The sequence below is a fragment of the Pseudomonas sp. FG13 genome, from assembly GCF_057809755.1.
In genome coordinates, this window is sequence record NZ_JBMDKO010000016.1 from 17,210 (window position 1) to 32,760 (window position 15,551).

The 15,551-nt window shown below is 59.0% G+C and carries 18 protein-coding genes; 8 read left to right on the plus strand and 10 right to left on the minus strand.

Translation table 11 applies throughout. The annotated features are described in order from the left end of the window. Positions 1-49 precede the first annotated feature (49 nt). The 4 genes from ACODTO_RS14845 to acs all read right to left on the minus strand — a co-directional run bounded on the left by ACODTO_RS14845 (position 50) and on the right by acs (position 4,919). Positions 50-748: an ABC transporter permease gene (locus ACODTO_RS14845; RefSeq protein WP_041023510.1), complete on the minus strand. Its 699-nt coding sequence runs from the start codon at positions 746-748 to the stop codon at positions 50-52. Beyond that, positions 745-1,434 carry an ABC transporter permease gene (locus tag ACODTO_RS14850; RefSeq protein ID WP_025215109.1) on the minus strand — a complete coding sequence of 230 codons (690 nt, stop codon included), beginning with the start codon at positions 1,432-1,434 and terminating at the stop codon, positions 745-747. Before ACODTO_RS14850 ends, ACODTO_RS14845 begins: the two co-directional genes overlap by 4 nt. Positions 1,435-1,524: 90 nt before the next feature. After that, entirely contained in the window at positions 1,525-2,298 is a 774-nt protein-coding gene (locus ACODTO_RS14855) for an ABC transporter substrate-binding protein (RefSeq protein WP_047701101.1), read from the minus strand. A 665-nt stretch (positions 2,299-2,963) separates the two neighbouring features. After that, on the minus strand, positions 2,964-4,919 hold the full coding sequence (gene acs, locus ACODTO_RS14860; protein WP_139647829.1) for an acetate--CoA ligase: 1,956 nt from the start codon (positions 4,917-4,919) through the stop codon (positions 2,964-2,966). Positions 4,920-5,382: 463 nt separating this feature from the next. Here acs and ACODTO_RS14865 point away from each other — a divergent pair, with 463 nt between their 5' ends. The 4 genes from ACODTO_RS14865 to ACODTO_RS14880 all read left to right on the plus strand — a co-directional run bounded on the left by ACODTO_RS14865 (position 5,383) and on the right by ACODTO_RS14880 (position 8,816). Next, positions 5,383-5,646 carry a DUF2790 domain-containing protein gene (locus tag ACODTO_RS14865; RefSeq protein ID WP_139647828.1) on the plus strand — a complete coding sequence of 88 codons (264 nt, stop codon included), beginning with the start codon at positions 5,383-5,385 and terminating at the stop codon, positions 5,644-5,646. A 32-nt stretch (positions 5,647-5,678) separates the two neighbouring features. After that, positions 5,679-5,894, plus strand: coding sequence for a hypothetical protein (locus ACODTO_RS14870; protein WP_139647827.1), 216 nt, complete (start codon positions 5,679-5,681; stop codon positions 5,892-5,894). Between the two features lie 486 nt (positions 5,895-6,380). After that, positions 6,381-7,628, plus strand: a complete 1,248-nt coding sequence (locus ACODTO_RS14875) for a ribonucleotide-diphosphate reductase subunit beta (RefSeq protein ID WP_024776511.1) — start codon at positions 6,381-6,383, stop codon at positions 7,626-7,628. A 201-nt stretch (positions 7,629-7,829) separates the two neighbouring features. Further along, positions 7,830-8,816, plus strand: a complete 987-nt coding sequence (locus ACODTO_RS14880) for a hypothetical protein (RefSeq protein WP_489106658.1) — start codon at positions 7,830-7,832, stop codon at positions 8,814-8,816. 45 nt (positions 8,817-8,861) lie between these two features. On the opposite strand, the gene ACODTO_RS14885 is transcribed toward ACODTO_RS14880, so the two are convergent. Both ACODTO_RS14885 and ACODTO_RS14890 read right to left on the minus strand, forming a co-directional pair. Continuing rightward, on the minus strand, positions 8,862-9,557 hold the full coding sequence (locus tag ACODTO_RS14885; protein ID WP_139647825.1) for a DUF6933 domain-containing protein: 696 nt from the start codon (positions 9,555-9,557) through the stop codon (positions 8,862-8,864). Positions 9,558-9,579: 22 nt separating this feature from the next. Then, on the minus strand, positions 9,580-9,930 hold the full coding sequence (locus ACODTO_RS14890) for a hypothetical protein (protein ID WP_139647824.1): 351 nt from the start codon (positions 9,928-9,930) through the stop codon (positions 9,580-9,582). A gap of 148 nt (positions 9,931-10,078) precedes the next feature. Between ACODTO_RS14890 and ACODTO_RS14895 the strand changes: the two genes are divergently transcribed. Next, a complete protein-coding gene (locus tag ACODTO_RS14895; protein ID WP_024779566.1) occupies positions 10,079-10,396 on the plus strand; it encodes a helix-turn-helix domain-containing protein in 318 nt (105 codons plus the stop codon). Positions 10,397-10,416: 20 nt separating this feature from the next. On the opposite strand, the gene ACODTO_RS14900 is transcribed toward ACODTO_RS14895, so the two are convergent. After that, the gene (locus tag ACODTO_RS14900; protein ID WP_139647823.1) at positions 10,417-11,475 is read right to left on the minus strand and encodes an MBL fold metallo-hydrolase; all 1,059 of its coding nucleotides are present in this window, start codon (positions 11,473-11,475) and stop codon (positions 10,417-10,419) included. A 186-nt stretch (positions 11,476-11,661) separates the two neighbouring features. On the opposite strand from ACODTO_RS14900, the gene ACODTO_RS14905 reads away from it, so the two are divergent. After that, positions 11,662-12,270: a TetR/AcrR family transcriptional regulator gene (locus tag ACODTO_RS14905; RefSeq protein ID WP_489106659.1), complete on the plus strand. Its 609-nt coding sequence runs from the start codon at positions 11,662-11,664 to the stop codon at positions 12,268-12,270. A gap of 28 nt (positions 12,271-12,298) precedes the next feature. Here ACODTO_RS14905 and ACODTO_RS14910 read toward each other — a convergent pair whose 3' ends face one another. Further along, a complete protein-coding gene (locus ACODTO_RS14910) occupies positions 12,299-12,832 on the minus strand; it encodes a DUF1003 domain-containing protein (RefSeq protein WP_139647821.1) in 534 nt (177 codons plus the stop codon). Positions 12,833-12,918: 86 nt separating this feature from the next. Next, positions 12,919-13,866, minus strand: a complete 948-nt coding sequence (locus tag ACODTO_RS14915) for a LysR family transcriptional regulator (protein WP_489106660.1) — start codon at positions 13,864-13,866, stop codon at positions 12,919-12,921. Between the two features lie 14 nt (positions 13,867-13,880). On the opposite strand from ACODTO_RS14915, the gene ACODTO_RS14920 reads away from it, so the two are divergent. Both ACODTO_RS14920 and ACODTO_RS14925 read left to right on the plus strand, forming a co-directional pair. Beyond that, positions 13,881-14,591, plus strand: coding sequence for a CTP synthase C-terminal region-related (seleno)protein (locus ACODTO_RS14920; protein ID WP_139647819.1), 711 nt, complete (start codon positions 13,881-13,883; stop codon positions 14,589-14,591). Next, a complete protein-coding gene (locus ACODTO_RS14925) occupies positions 14,588-14,902 on the plus strand; it encodes an antibiotic biosynthesis monooxygenase family protein (RefSeq protein WP_139647818.1) in 315 nt (104 codons plus the stop codon). The genes ACODTO_RS14920 and ACODTO_RS14925 overlap by 4 nt, the downstream gene beginning before the upstream one ends. A gap of 263 nt (positions 14,903-15,165) precedes the next feature. Here ACODTO_RS14925 and ACODTO_RS14930 read toward each other — a convergent pair whose 3' ends face one another. Continuing rightward, complete coding sequence (locus ACODTO_RS14930; RefSeq protein ID WP_139647816.1) at positions 15,166-15,492, minus strand: DUF2025 family protein; 327 nt, start codon at positions 15,490-15,492, stop codon at positions 15,166-15,168. Between the last annotated feature and the right edge of the window lie 59 nt (positions 15,493-15,551).

Here is a 15,551-nt window from a genome sequence, read left to right on the forward strand (position 1 = left end):
GTTCTCACAAAACGTCAGTCGTTGGGCAGTCGATCGGGTCGACGCGTTATCAGTGCTTGCGCGGGGCCAGGTAACTCAGCCAGCGACGCTCGGCCAGCTTGAACAGGCGCACCAGGATGAAGGTCAGGCACAGGTAGAACACGCCGGCCGTGATGTAGGCCTCGAACGGCAGGTAATACTGGGCGTTTACCGTGCGCGCGGCACCGGTGATGTCGATCAGGGTCACGATGGAGGCCAGGCTGGTGGTCTGCAGCATCATGATCACTTCGTTGCTGTATTGCGGCAGTGCCCGGCGCAGGGCCGACGGCAGCAGGATCCGGCGGTACAGCGTGAAGCGCGACATCCCCATGGCCTTGGCCGCCTCGATCTCGCCATTGGGCGTGGCCCGCAGGCTGCCGGCGATGATCTCAGCGGTGTAGGCACTGGTGTTGATGGCGAACGCGAGACACGCACAGAATGTCGCGCTGGACAGCCACGGCCAGAGGAAGCTCTCGCGCACGAACTCGAACTGCGCCAGCCCGTAGTAGATCAGGAACAGCTGCACCAGCATCGGCGTGCCGCGAATCACGTAAGTGTAGAGCCAGGCCGTCATGTTCACGACCGGCTGCTTGGACACCCGCATCAGCCCCAGGGGCAGCGCCGCCAGCAGACCGAAGAACAGCGACAGTGCCAGCAACTTCAAGGTGGTCAGCAGACCGCCGAAGTACAGCGGCAAGGCTTCATAGATGACGTTGTAGTCGAAGATCATAGATCAGCCGCCCTTACGCCTACCGAGTAGCGCTTCTCAAGGTGACGCAATGCCAGCAACGAGACGCTGGTGATCACCAGGTACATCGCCGCCACTGCCAGGAAGAAGGTGAAAGGCTCGCGGGTGGCATCCGCCGCCTGCTTGGCCTTGAACATCATGTCTTGCAGACCCACCACCGAAATCAGCGCGGTCGCCTTGGTCAACACCAACCAGTTGTTGGTGAAGCCCGGAATCGCCAGGCGAATCATCTGTGGCACCAGCACCCGGAAGAACACCTGGAACCCGCTCATGCCATACGCCATGCCCGCCTCGGCCTGCCCCTTGGGGATCGCCATGAACGCGCCACGAAAGGTTTCCGACAGGTAGGCGCCGAAGATGAAGCCCAGGGTGCCGATGCCGGCCGCCAGGGGGTTGAGATCGATGTAGTCGTCATAACCGAGCATCGGCGCCACGCGGTTGAGCAGGTCCTGGCCGCCGTAGAAAATCAGCAGGATCAGCACCAGGTCGGGAATACCGCGGATGACCGTGGAATACAGGTCACCCAGCCACGCCAGCCAGCGCACTGGCGAGAGGCGCAACGCGACACCGATCAGTCCCAGGACGATGGCCAGGGCCATGGACGACAAGGCGAGCTGAAGCGTCAACCATGCGCCATCGAGGATGACAGCCCCGTAGCCTTTCAACATGATTCAGGTCCTCGAAAGTGGGATGAAAAAATGGCGCAAACCGCAGGGAGCCTGTTGCTTGCGCCATTTCGCACGAGTGGCGGGACGGTATTACTTGCCGTAGATGTCGAAGGCGAAGTACTTGTCCTGGATCTGCTTGTATTTGCCGTTCTCGCGAATCGCGGCGATTGCGCCGTTGATCTTGTCTTTCAAGGCATCGCCTTTGCGAACCGCGATCCCTACGCCGTCGCCGAAGTATTTGACGTCGGTGAAGGCCGGGCCCACGAACGCGAAGCCTTTGCCGGCGTCGGTCTTCAGGAAACCGTCATCCAGCAGGGTAGCGTCTGCCACAGTGCCATCAAGACGACCGGCGGAGACGTCCAGGTAGATTTCGTTCTGCGAACCGTATGGCTTGATCTCGGCACCCAGCGGGGCGAGGACTTCACGGGCAAAACGCTCGTGGATCGAACCGCGCTGCACGCCGATGTTCTTGCCCTTGAGCTCGGTCAGGCCATCGCTGACCTGGGTACCGGCCTTCATCACCAGACGCGCCGGGGTGTTGTAGTACTTGTTGGTGAAGTCCACGGACTTCTTGCGATCTTCGGTGATCGACATGGAGGACAGGATCGCGTCGATCTTGCGCACCTTGAGCGCCGGGATCAGGCCGTCGAATTCCTGCTCGACCCACACGCACTTGACCTTCATCTCTTCGCACAGCGCGTTGCCGATGTCGTAGTCGAAACCGACGATGCTGCCGTCCGGGGCTTTGGATGCAAACGGAGGGTAAGCCGCTTCGATACCGATCTTCAGGGGCTTTTCATCGGCGAATGTCGGCAGGGACAGCACGGACAGTGCCAGGGCGCCAAGCAGCACAAGTTTCTTCATCTTGGGACTCCATCGGTAAAGGGCAAAACGGCAGAGTGAGCAACAGCCCAATATGCGAATGGGTGAAACGAACGTAGGTGCTGCGTCCTAGGAAGCGGGCGTTTTTATCAACGCAGGCCACGACGAGCGAGTGATCGGCATTCTAACGACAGGCCCGAAGCCGATATTTCTTCAATGCGACAACAAATTACAGAAGCACCGAGAAAGCAGTTCGAGCACATTGACAGCCCAGCAAATTCATGCAAGAGCGAAAGAAAGGAAACCAATACACGTTGCAAATTGCGGGCCCATTATTCGCAAACCCTTCTAATCCGGCAAGCACAGCGTGTCGGCAAATTTTATCGAGAGGCTGCGAACGCCCTGAAACGGGGCCTGGCGTTTCCCATCGCCTCGGTAGGGTGCCTTTGGTTACACATTTAGAAACATCGGTAACGCTTCGAAAGATCTGACGCGGAACGTCGATATTTATTCGTAGACCTTTCCACACTGATCGTTCCCACGCTCCGCGTGGGAATGCAGCCAAGGACGCTCTGCGTCCCTGAGAGCCGAACGCGGAGCGTCCGTAGAGGCATTCCCACGCGGAGCGTGGGAACGTCAGTCAGCTCCCAAGAAAAAGCCCCGCCGGGCATTTACCGGGCGGGGCTTTCAGGGATCACAAACCGTCGTCAGGCGACGTTCATGGTCTTGTGCGTCTCGATCAAATGCGCCACCACACCCGGATCGGCCAACGTGGAGATATCACCCAACCCGTCGTATTCCGCCGTGGCGATCTTGCGCAGGATGCGGCGCATGATCTTGCCGGAACGGGTCTTCGGCAAACCGGGTGCCCACTGGATGACATCCGGCGAAGCAATCGGCCCGATCTCTTTGCGCACCCAGTTTTTCAACTCCAGGCGCAGGGCTTCGCTGGTTTCTTCGCCGGCATTGAGGGTGACGTAGACATAGATGCCCTGCCCCTTGATGTCGTGCGGCACACCGACCACCGCCGCTTCGGCGACTTTCGGGTGGGCGACCATGGCACTTTCGATCTCGGCGGTACCCATGCGGTGGCCGGACACGTTGAGCACGTCATCCACCCGACCGGTGATCCAGTAGTAGCCATCGGCATCGCGGCGCGCGCCGTCGCCGGTAAAATACATGCCGCTGAAGGTCTTGAAGTAGGTGTCGACGAAACGGTCATGGTCGCCGTACAGCGTCCGCGCCTGGCCTGGCCACGAATCGAGGATCACCAGGTTGCCTTCGGCCGCGCCTTCGATCAGGTTGCCGAGGTTGTCCACCAGGGCCGGCACCACGCCGAAGAACGGACGCGTGGCCGAACCCGGTTTCAGCGCCGTGGCACCTGGCAGCGGACTGATCAGCACGCCACCGGTTTCGGTCTGCCACCAGGTGTCGACGATCGGGCAACGCTCCTTGCCGACGTTCTTGTAGTACCAGTCCCAGGCTTCCGGGTTGATCGGCTCACCCACCGAACCCAAGAGCCGCAGGCTGCTGCCATCGGCGCCTTCGACGGCGGCGGTGCCCGAGGCCATCATCGCGCGGATAGCGGTTGGTGCGGTGTAGAGGATATTGACCTTGTGCTTGTCGATGACCTGGGCCACCCGGGTGATGTCCGGGTAGTTCGGCACGCCTTCGAACAGCAGCGTGGTCGCGCCGTTCGCCAGCGGACCGTAGACGATGTAGCTGTGGCCGGTGACCCAGCCGACGTCGGCGGTGCACCAGTAGATCTCGCCCGGCTTGTAGTCGAACACGCGCTCATGGGTCAGGGCTGCGTACAGCAGGTAGCCGGCCGTGGTGTGTTGTACGCCCTTTGGCTTGCCGGTGGAACCGGAGGTGTAGAGGATGAACAGCGCCTCTTCAGCACCCATTTCCTTCGGCGCGCAAACGGTACCGGCGACTTTCATCAGGTCTTCGTACCAGATATCGCGGTGCTGGTTCCACTTGATGTTGCCCGCGGTGCGCTTGCACACGATGACTTTCTGGATGCTGCTGGTTTCCGGGTTGGTCAGCGCGTCGTCGACGTTGGCCTTGAGGGGAATCTTCTTGCCTGCGCGAACGCCTTCGTCGGCGGTGATCACCACTTTGGATTTGCAGTCGATGATGCGACCGGCCAGTGCTTCAGGCGAGAAACCACCGAACACCACCGAGTGAATCGCGCCGATCCGGGCACAGGCCAGCATGGCGACCACAGCCTCCGGGATCATCGGCATATAGATCGTCACCACGTCGCCACGATGCACGTCCTGGCCGCGCAGGGCGTTGGCAAACTTGCAGACTTCTTCGTGCAGTTCGCGATAAGTGATCTTGCGACTCTCGGCCGGGTCATCGCCCTCCCAGATAATCGCGACCTGATCGCCACGCTCGGCCAGGTGACGGTCGAGGCAGTTGTAGGAAACGTTCAAGGTGCCGTCGGCAAACCACTTGATATCGACATGGTGATCGTCGAAGGACGTCTGCTTCACCGTGGTGAACGGCTTGATCCAGTCGAGGCGCTTGGCCTGCTCGCGCCAGAAACCATCCGGGTTGACCACCGACTGTTGGTACATGGCCTTGTAGGTCGCCTCGTCAGTCAGCGTATTGGCTGCTACCTCGGGACGAACGGGATACACAGAAGCCGCACTCATGTTTCTTACCTCGGTGACATAGTTGTTTTTGTATGGTCCCGTTGTAGCCCGGGGCGGGCCTATAGAACCATTCGACGATGGTAGTAACAAGTCCCTACAAAATGTCGGTACTAACGTGCAAGACCCATCCACACATGAATTTCAGTGAATACCTGTTTTTGTCACCAACATAGATCCCCCATGGGAGCGAGCCTGCTCGCGATGACGCCAGCCAATCCAAAACAGATCCAACAGGAAGTCTTCGACTCCTGGCGATTATTACCAAATCCACCAAAAGTCTTTATCAAAACCCGGTCTGTTTGCATCCACCCCCACTCCCTAGAATCCACCTCGCCAACCGGCAAATACAATTGACGCAACACAGCCCCCACGAAGGCCGTTAATCAAACTTCCCAAACCTGCTCCACACGCAACCCCAAAAAGGTTGCGTGCCCCCACTCGACCTCAGAAAAGGTGAAATCAGATGAAAGCTTTATGGGTTCTGGTCCTCGGCAGCCTCAGCGCAATGGCGATGGCAGACGAGGCCCCGACCGATGTCGCTCAGCAAAAACCTGCCATTGAGGAATACACCTACTCCACCCACCTGGACATCGCCAAAGTCATTTCCATGAGCGCGGTCCCGGATGTCTGCGAAGTGGTCCCGGCAAAAATGGAATACCAAGACTCCAAGGGCCAACTCCATATCCTGCGCTACAGCGTCATGGGCAACGGTTGCTCCAACGGCTAACCAGTGTGTGAACGAACCAGGAGTTATCCACTTTGAAATACAAACTGTTCTGCGCCTTGGCCCTGTCCGTACTGGCCGCCAATAGCTTCGCCGCCGACGGCTTCGATCACACCGGTTCAGCCGCCGCAATGAACCGTCACGACCTCGCCAACGCCGCCACGGTCGATACCGACCACCACGCCCCTACCGATCCGAGGACCGTCGCCGCCGATGGCAGCGACCGCTCCGGCTCGGCCCATACCGATTGATCATTATTGGCAGTTTCCATGGCCCGACTCCGGTCGGGCCTGGTTGTGTCTGGAACCGAAGAAAACCCTCCCCAAACACAACATGTAGTGTAAAAACGCAAAAACAGGTCGTTTTTTGATCAAAAAAACACGCCATCCGATTCATGCAAAAAAAATCTATAACCGCCAAAGCCTTGTAAACCCTCGCTCCAACGCGAATCAGCCCCCCACCGCGCCCTCCGTGGGCGATTTCGCCGCACCACGTAGGCAAAAAAGTCCTTATAATGCCGCCTTAAACGGGCCTGCAATATTCCCTTACAGGGGATCAAGCCAGCCTGAAGCCCACGCAAAGGCCCCTCGCCTCTTCGCGTTCACAGCCGCTTCAGCATGACCCGTACATTTTTCTGTTTATTGCCTGCGTCAGCTGCAAGAAACGATTTTCCAAGATCCACCGCCGCCAGCAGGCCTTCACCAGGCTTCTGGCCCTCACGCAGGAGACGACACGTCATGCTGAGCTGGGACGAATTCGACAAAGAAGACGGCGAAGTCGCTGTAAAAGGCGCCAATGCCGGCCACGCTTCTGAAGCCAACATGGACCGCCTCGACAGCGCCGGCGGTGCCGCCGCGCTCGAAGCCCGCGCCGTGACGGCCAGCGACTCGGCCGCGATCATTCGCGCCAAGGCCGCCCTCGATAAACTCGACGTTGCCGAAGGCCTCGCCGAACTCGAAGGCGCCTCCGCCCGTGTCGCCGTCGATGAAAAGCGCATGATCAACTGCCGCGCCGACCTCAACCAGCTCGTGCCGTTCAAATACGACTGGGCCTGGCAGAAGTACCTGGACGGTTGCGCAAACCACTGGATGCCGCAAGAAGTCAACATGACCGCCGACATCGCCCTCTGGAAAAACCCGGAAGGCCTGACCGACGACGAGCGCCGCATCGTAATGCGCAACCTGGGCTTCTTCTCCACCGCAGACTCCCTGGTCGCCAACAACCTGGTCCTGGCCGTATACCGCCTGATCACCAACCCGGAATGCCGCCAGTACATCCTGCGCCAGGCGTTCGAAGAGGCGATCCATACCCACGCCTACCAGTACTGCATCGAATCGCTGGCCATGGATGAAGGCGAAATCTTCAACATGTACCACGAGATCCCATCGGTCGCGAAGAAAGCCGCCTGGGGCCTGAAGTACACCCGTTCGATCTCCGATCCGAAATTCGAAACCGGCACCCCGGAAACCGACAAAGAGTTGCTGCGCAACCTGATCGCCTACTACTGCGTCCTGGAAGGCATCTTCTTCTATTGCGGCTTCACCCAGATCCTCTCCATGGGCCGTCGCAACAAAATGACCGGCGTCGCCGAGCAGTTCCAGTACATCCTGCGCGACGAATCCATGCACCTGAACTTCGGCATCGACGTGATCAACCAGATCAAGATCGAAAACCCGCACCTGTGGGATGCCGAGATGAAGGAAGAAGCGACCCAGATGATCCTGCAAGGGACTCAGTTGGAGATCGAATACGCCCGTGACACCATGCCTCGCGGCGTATTGGGCATGAACGCGGCGATGATGGAAGACTATCTGAAGTTCATCGCTAACCGTCGTCTGTCGCAGATTGGTCTGAAAGAAGAGTATCCAGGCACGACTAACCCGTTCCCTTGGATGAGCGAGATCATGGACTTGAAGAAAGAGAAGAATTTCTTTGAGACGCGGGTGATTGAGTATCAGACCGGTGGTGCGCTTAGCTGGGATTGATGTCGAGAGAAAAATCCCAAGCTGACCTGTCGGCTGACGCCTTACTAAAAACCCCGTGAAAACGGGGTTTTTTGCATTCTGTCCTACACGCCCTGGCCACTGGTGGGTGAATAGCTGCGATTTTGAATTGAAAACATTCAGTGCAACCCACCTCTCCACCCGCTATTAATACCCTCCTCTACTCAAGGACCCGAGCCCGCCATGAAATTCGACCTCGCCTACTGCCGCAGCCTCGACGACAAGTTGTCGATCTATGACGTGCGCGATTTGAATTTTGACGAAACGGTGAATTTCGATTCGGCGAAGGAACAATTCCAATGTCCCAACGATGCCTGTCGAGCGGCGTTCGATGCGGCGAATGTGCTGGTGACGTTCAACGCCAAGAATGTGAATTACGTGCGCACACCGCACTTCAAGAACACCCCCAGTACGCGGCATGTCGAGGGTTGTCCTTATGCCAGCCTGAAAACTCCGACAAGCCTGGAGACGGACGCGTCGGAAGCGGATGACGGTCGGGAGGAACACTTTCCTTCGGAGCTGTTACTGACCGGGCGCGAGTATGTGCGCAAGCCTTCCAGACCGGCAGTGGCGGCGGACGTGACGCGCGATGAGCGAGTGCCTTCAGCCGCCAGACATGGCGAGCACACCAGCCGTGATTCGGCGCCGGACAAGACCAGTGTCTTCGCCCATCCGGTGGAGTGCTTTGTATCGAACTTCGCGGACAAGGACCTGCTCAAGCGCAGGCCGCTGAAGATTGGCAAGCACACGGCGCCCTATGCATCGTTCTTCAAGAAGATCGAATACCTGCTGGACAACAAGGGGCTGATCTACTGGGGCAAGATCAAGAAGATCGAGGATTATCACAGCGCCAGTTTTCGTGTCGACTTCGAGCAAAAGGTCTGGGTCAAGTTACCGGGCGAAGCGAAGAAGCGGCCCTATTCGGTCAACGTTTACCTGAGCAAGAAGCTGATCGATCAGTACCGTAAGCGCAAAGCGTTTCTGGAAGAGATCAAGCATGCCGCCGAGAGCGAGCGGGATCTGTACTGCTTCTTCTATGGCGTGACGCCGGAGCTGAAACAGGTGCCAAGCAAGAAAAACCCCGAACAGACGTTCGGGGTGTTCAGCGCCCAGATCGAGAACCTGGATCACTTCATCATTCGTGAAGCGCCGGGGTTGGCCGATAGCTGATCTCGCCTTGGGCTGACAGCAACCCTGCACGCGTCGGTATTCTGTTCATAGTGCATCTTGGGCAAGTTGCCGCTCGAATGCCCACATTTCCCGTTTCACTTCCATACGTCGTGCACAGGCTTTCTGGAGGCTGGGCTCATCCAGGCCACCATAACGCCGCAACCAGTGAATGATCATTTCCTCATCGGGGAAGTAATAGTCCTTGTGCCCCTTGCTGCTTCTCGGCGTGTTGTTCATATCACCATCAAAGCGGCCTGCGGAGAATTCATCAGAAGGCAACGTTCCCCACTCTGCGGCGCAGTCCTCGAAAACCCAGGAGATTTCGTTGATGTGCTTTTGCGCACCGCGATGGCCGCGCTTGTAAAAAACGTACTCATGACAACTTTCCTGGAAGCGGGCCATCATTGGCTCGTCATCGATCCAGTGCAAAAGGTCATATTGCCCGGCGTGGCGCATCAAGCCATTGATCCAACGCTCGGAAAACCGATGAATAAAACCTTCCACGTCAGCTTTTTTGGCGTCAGCGAAGATCATGCAATAACGTGTATGCACGTGGATGACGAACAATACGTGCTTGCGTTGCACAGTGATGGCATGGACCAGCCACTGTTCGGCGAATTCAACCACCTCATCGTCCTCGATAACGGGTGACGGTGGCTTCTCCATGGGAGTGATTTTCTTGCCTTTGTGCACGCGGCTAAAGAAGTTACAAGCCGCTTCGGTGCAATTGAAGATCAACATGCTGTTCTCTGCTTGAAAAGGACTATGCGTCTGTGACCCATTCGATTTCATAGGGCTGACGAACAGCGTCGGAAATCCGTTCTCGTAACTCGTCGCTCAGAACCATCAGCTCCTGATCGCTCAGCAGGTCATAGGCGACCATCAGCCTCAAAGATAGCGAAACTTCTTTGCGTCGACGCCCGTTGAAGGCCATCGCCAGGTCCTTGTCTCGATTGCGTATGAGGCCATACAGCGTTGCGTATCGAGCGTGGGCCGATAGAGCTTCGTTCTGAGCGATCGTCTGGGCATCAGCAAGAACCCCTTGGCAGAAGCGGTCCAGTGCCAGCTTGTAAAGCTCATTGTAATTTTTCCAGTCACTGTCGGAAATCGACATACCACCCTCCTTCGCTAGACACCAGGGTACACCGAGCGCTTGGCTGGAGCAGGCCACTGGTCACCCATCAAAAAAATGAGATTGATCCGGCCTCAAAACAACTGTACAAAAACACAGTATTTTTGAATCCACTGCTTTGGAGTATCCCATGGCCTCTCTCGCAATCAAAACCACCCTGGAACGCATCGCTGTCTATCAATTCACTCCTGCCCACAGCGCACAGGCCCGAGCCATGCTCGGCTGGAGCGTCGAGGAACTGTCCCGGCAGTCCGGGGTTTCGGTCAAGGCTATCCGGCGCTTCGAAGCGGGAGGCGAATTGCTCGATGTGACACGCCTGGCGCTCGCGTTCTGCCTTGAAGCCGAAGGCCTGGTGTTCTTCCCCGGCTTTGCACCGGGGCGTGGCATGAACATCAAGGGCGCCACACCGGATCCGGCGGGACGGCCCGACTACGCGATGATCGAATAGCGGGATCGTTGCATCAGGTATCAGGCCGCGTCAGCCTGGCTTTCATAGGCCGAGGTCTCCACATCCAGCCACCAGGCACAGCCGCGTTGGGGATGGGTCAGGGTGAAGGCTTCGCCCATTTGCGGCGTGGTAATGGACACGTTGCGCTCCCAGGCCAGGGCCAGGATGCGGTCGAAGGGTTCAAACCAGGCATGCATCGCCAGGTCGAAGGTGCCATTGTGGATCGGCAACAGCCAACGGCCCCTGAGGTCGATATGAGCCTGGAGGGTCTGCTCCGGCTGCATGTGGACATGGGGCCAATCGACGTTATAGGCGCCGGTTTCCATCAGCGTCAGGTCAAAGGGACCGTATCGCTCGCCGATGCGTTTGAAACCGTCGAAATAACCCGTGTCGCCGCTGAAGAAGATCCGCGTGCCGCCGTCGATCATCACCCATGACGCCCACAGCGTGCTGTTGCCATCGAACAGACCGCGACCGGAAAAATGCTGCGACGGCGTGGCTATGAACTCGATGCCGTCCACTTCGGTACCTTGCCACCAATCCAGCTGACGAACCTTGCTGGCCTCGATGCCCCATTTGACCAGGGTGTCACCCACGCCAAGGGGCGTCAGGAAGTGCCGGGTCTTGGCGGCAAGCTTGAGGATGGCCTGGTGGTCGAGGTGATCGTAATGGTCATGGGAAAGGATCACCGCCTCGATCGGCGGTAGATCCTCCAGGCTGATGGGCGGTTGATGGAAACGCTTGGGACCGGCCCATTGCACGGGCGACGCACGGTCAGAGAAAACCGGGTCGGTGATCCAGAATTTGTCGCGCAGCTTGAGCAGAACCGTGGAATGGCCAAGACGGAACACACTCTGGTTCGGTGCTGCCAGCAACTCGGCGCGTGTCAGCGGCTGAACGGTGATGGCGCCCGCCGGACGGGTGGTGCGCGGTTTGTGGAGCAGCATGTTCCAGATGATACGCAGCATCTGGCCGAACCCTTCTCGCGGGGTATGGGCGTGATTGCGATACTTCCCTTGTTCGTGTCGGGAGGCAGGGCTGGCAGCCGTACTGTCGGTCGAGGAAGCAGGAATGCTCATGGTGCGATAACTCCAAGGGCGTCGCCGAAAGTGCGCTTCGCCGTTGCGGGACATGGGTGGCTGCGAGGTTTACGCTCAGCCGCTCACACTAAATCTACACCACTCGGTGTAGTTTCTAGATTGCATGAATCCTGGAGGCAAGTAAACTACCGAGTGTAACTCCCCCTTTTCAACCGACGAATGCCCATGACCGTACCGCAACGCCTTACCGAACGAAAACGCGAGGCCATTCTCCAGGCCGCGATTGCCGAGTTTCGCAGCAGCGGTTTCGAGATCACCAGTATGGACAGGATCGCGGCGACCGCCGGTGTGTCGAAGCGTACGGTGTACAACCACTTTCCCAGCAAGGAAGAGTTGTTCGCCGAAATCCTGAATCGTCTATGGAACAGCATTACCGCTGAGCAGGAGATGGCGTACAACCCGTTGGAGCCTTTGCGTGAGCAATTGCGCCGGTTACTGCAAGCCAAGCTGCGGCTGATGTCGGACGAGAACTTCCTCGATCTGGCACGAATCGCCATCGCTGCGACCATACATTCTCCCGAGCGGGCCCAGAACATGGTTTCGCGTATGGGGCAGCGTGAAGAAGGCCTCACCACCTGGATTCGCCAAGCCCAGGTCGATGGACGACTGAAGCCCGTGGAGCCGATATTTGCTGCCCAGCAAATGCACGGGTTGATCAAGACGTTCGCATTCTGGCCACAGATCTCCATGGGGCAACCGAGCCTGAGCCTGGATGAACAAGTGCAGGTTATCGAGTCGGCTCTCGATATGTTCCTGATTTGTTACCAGGCTTGAACGCCCCGCCACGAACGCGGTATGAGGATTACCGCCCCGGGGGCGTGTTGACAAATTTCTGGTGCATTTCTGTGGTCAGGCTGTCGATACGCTCGGTCAGTGCCTTGGTCATTTCCGTCAGGCGGGTGTTCTGCTCCAACAATTCGAGTAGTTGCGCCGTATTGTGCGCGGCCTGGGCTTGACGCTCAGTGTTGGCAATGGCCAGGGCTTCACGGTGTTGTGCATCGGCTTCCGCCTGGGCTTTGTCCCGAGCGGCCTGGCGGGTTTGCGCCAGCAGGATCAGCGGGGCGGCGTAGGCCGACTGCAGACTGAACGCCAGATTGAGCAAGATGAACGGGTAAGCGTCGAAATGCACGACGCCCGACAGGTTCAAGCCTATCCAGATCAGCACGATCAGGGTTTGTGCGCCGAGGAACATCGGCGTGCCGAAAAAACGCGCGAACGCCTCCGCTCGCAACGCAAAACGATCATTCCCGAAGGTGGGTCCCAGATGCGCGTGAGGCCGATGAAAACGCAAGTGATCAACGGGAGCTGTGGGGGTGGGTTGGTAAGGGGTCGCCATGATGTTCTCCGCCTGGGACTGGTGCTAAAGGCACTATAACCGCTGGACGATCATCATCTAACCCAGCGCGCTCCGCTGTTGAAACATCAGCGCTGCCGCAAACTACGCCCCAACTCGTCGAACAGTGTCACCACCGAACGCAAGGCGCGGCAGTCTGGACGTGTCAGCAGCCAGAGCGCCGTGTCATATCCCTCCAGCGGTTCGCCGAAGGGGATCAGGCCCTGGTCTTCACCGATCAGAAAGTCCGGCAACGCGGCGACACCCAAACCGGCCCGCGCCAACTCGGCGACTGAGAGCATGCTGTTGCAGCGATAGGCTGGCATCACCGCGGGTAGATGTTGTCGGCGCCAGGCCACGGTGGGGTGATCGGGGAGGAAGTCGTCCGGCGCGATCCAGGTCAGGGACGCCAAGTCATCCAGATTCGCGCCGGGCAGGTAGGCCGGACTCCCGCAGACTCGGTAGACGACATCGCCCAGGTGCCGACCCACCAAATGTTCCGGCGGCGTACGCGTCAGGCGCAAGGCGATGTCGGCATCGCGGCGACTCAGGTTGGCGAAGTCGTTCGAGGTACTCAATTCGAGGGTCAATGCTGGATAGGCCGGCATGAACCGCGCCAGCGCGGGCAGCAGCAACGCTTGCAGGACCGAATCGGTACAGGTCAGGCGCACGGTGCCAGTGACCACCTCACCGCCCTGCTCCACACCGATACGTGCCGCCTCCAGAGCCTGTTCGGCGCGCTCGGCCTGTTCGGACAGCGTCTGGGCCAGGCTCGTGGGCAAATACCCGGCACGGCTTTTTTCGAACAAGGGTTGGCCCAGGGCCGCCTCAAGCCGGCGCACCGAGCGGAACACCGTAGACACATCCACGCTCAGCAACCGCGCCGCCCGAGCCAGCGAGCCGCCACGGACCAACGCCAGGATCAGGGAGAGATCGGGATAGTCCAGACGATAGTGCGTCGCTGCATTGATCACTTGGTTACACGCCAATATTGAGTGCACGAACGCCAATCTATAGTGGCGGCCAGGAATCAACAAGCGGCGAGCCCTCCATGAAAATCCAGCGTCCTTTGCACATCGCCCTGATCGGCGACTACGATCCGCAGATAACGGCCCATCGGGCTATCCCCATTGCACTTGAGCTAGCCAGTAGGCAAACCGGCCATGACATTGGCCTTCAATGGTTGGCAACGGATCTGATCACCGACGCTACCTCTCTGGACGACTTCGACGGCATTTGGTGCGTACCCGGCAGCCCCTACCGAAACGAACATGGCGCCTTGCACGCCATTCGCTTTGCCCGCGAACAGCGCCGTCCGTTCCTCGGCACCTGCGGTGGGTTTCAGCACGCCGTGCTGGAATACGCGCGCCACGTGATGGGCTGGACCGATGCCGCTCACGGCGAAACCTCCCCCGAGGCAGAACGGGCGCTGCTGACGCCGCTGAGTTGTGCCTTGGTCGAAACCATCGACAGCCTTCAGCTGGATGCGCAGTCGTTGATGGCCGAAGCCTATGGCCGCCGGACAGTGTTCGAAGGTTACCGGTGCCGCTTTGGGGTCAACCCGGCGTTTGAGCGGGATCTGCTGAGCGACCGCCTGCATGCCGTCGCCCGGGACTCAGCCGGCGAGCTGCGGGCCGTGGAACTGCGGGATCATCCATTCTTTGTCGCAACCCTGTTCCAGCCCGAACGCGCAGCGCTGGAAGATCGCGTACCGCCGCTGGTCAAAGCCTTTGTCCAGGCATGTGCGAGGGAGATGCCATGAACGGTCAGTATTACGCCGTGATTTTCACCTCCCTGCGTACTGCGGGAGATCAGGGGTATGCCGAAGCGTCCGAGCGCATGGTGGCGCTGGCGAGAGAGCAGCCAGGATTTCTCGGCATCGAATCGGCCCGGGGCGAAGAAGGCCTGGGTATTACCGTGTCGTACTGGAGCAGCGAGGCGGCGATTCTGGCCTGGAAGCAACATCCCGAACACAGCGCAATCCGCGAGCGTGGCCGTTCTACCTGGTATGCCTATTGCCATACACGGGTGTGCAAGGTCGAACGGGACTACGCGTTCCAACGCCAGCCCTGACATCCACCACAAATCCCCTGTGGGAGCGAGCCTGCTCGCGATAGCGGTGGGCCTGCCTGCATCCATGCCGACTGTGCCGACGCCATCGCGAGCAGGCTCGCTCCCACACTTTTTTCCAGCGTCGTGCACCCGAATCATGCCCCGCCACACATCCCCTGTGGGAGCGAGCTTGCTCGCGATAGCGGTGGGCCTGCCTGCATCCATGCCGATGGTACTGACGCCATCGCGAGCAGGCTCGCTCCCACAGGATTTGCGGCAAGGAGTCAGCCCTCGACCAATTGCCGCATCGCCACGATTTCCGGCAGGTCGCTGCGTGCCATGTATACCCGCAGAGGTTCGGTGAGGTTGATGCGGTCGTCGATGTTCTGGTCCAGCAGCAGCTGGATTCGCTCGCGCTTGAGGGTCATGGTGCCGTCCGTGGCGGGCGTCCAGACGAATTCGCAGGTAGGAATGATGCCGTCGTCGGCCACGTCCATGCCGAAGGCGTCTTCGCTGAAGCGCACGATGTATTGGCCGGTCTTGCGGTTCAGGCCGACAAAACCCTTGAGTTGGTCGGCGGCCTGGCAGATGAAGGTTGAAGTGGTGCGCATGGTAAACCTCATGGATGCGTCCCGCGGGACGTCTGATCGATGGTTTACACGCAGGGCAG

Coding starts and splice junctions, on each gene's coding strand:
- ACODTO_RS14845 (WP_041023510.1), bottom strand. CDS start 748: ATGATCTTCGACTACAACGTCATCTATGAAGCCTTGCCGCTGTACTTC.
- ACODTO_RS14880 (WP_489106658.1), top strand. CDS start 7,830: ATGAAATTCGACCTCGCCTACTGCCGCAGCCTCGACGACAAGTTGTCG.
- ACODTO_RS14850 (WP_025215109.1), bottom strand. CDS start 1,434: ATGTTGAAAGGCTACGGGGCTGTCATCCTCGATGGCGCATGGTTGACG.
- ACODTO_RS14925 (WP_139647818.1), top strand. CDS start 14,588: ATGAACGGTCAGTATTACGCCGTGATTTTCACCTCCCTGCGTACTGCG.
- acs (WP_139647829.1), bottom strand. CDS start 4,919: ATGAGTGCGGCTTCTGTGTATCCCGTTCGTCCCGAGGTAGCAGCCAAT.
- ACODTO_RS14865 (WP_139647828.1), top strand. CDS start 5,383: ATGAAAGCTTTATGGGTTCTGGTCCTCGGCAGCCTCAGCGCAATGGCG.
- ACODTO_RS14855 (WP_047701101.1), bottom strand. CDS start 2,298: ATGAAGAAACTTGTGCTGCTTGGCGCCCTGGCACTGTCCGTGCTGTCC.
- ACODTO_RS14900 (WP_139647823.1), bottom strand. CDS start 11,475: ATGAGCATTCCTGCTTCCTCGACCGACAGTACGGCTGCCAGCCCTGCC.
- ACODTO_RS14875 (WP_024776511.1), top strand. CDS start 6,381: ATGCTGAGCTGGGACGAATTCGACAAAGAAGACGGCGAAGTCGCTGTA.
- ACODTO_RS14920 (WP_139647819.1), top strand. CDS start 13,881: ATGAAAATCCAGCGTCCTTTGCACATCGCCCTGATCGGCGACTACGAT.
- ACODTO_RS14895 (WP_024779566.1), top strand. CDS start 10,079: ATGGCCTCTCTCGCAATCAAAACCACCCTGGAACGCATCGCTGTCTAT.
- ACODTO_RS14910 (WP_139647821.1), bottom strand. CDS start 12,832: ATGGCGACCCCTTACCAACCCACCCCCACAGCTCCCGTTGATCACTTG.
- ACODTO_RS14885 (WP_139647825.1), bottom strand. CDS start 9,557: ATGTTGATCTTCAATTGCACCGAAGCGGCTTGTAACTTCTTTAGCCGC.
- ACODTO_RS14890 (WP_139647824.1), bottom strand. CDS start 9,930: ATGTCGATTTCCGACAGTGACTGGAAAAATTACAATGAGCTTTACAAG.
- ACODTO_RS14905 (WP_489106659.1), top strand. CDS start 11,662: ATGACCGTACCGCAACGCCTTACCGAACGAAAACGCGAGGCCATTCTC.
- ACODTO_RS14930 (WP_139647816.1), bottom strand. CDS start 15,492: ATGCGCACCACTTCAACCTTCATCTGCCAGGCCGCCGACCAACTCAAG.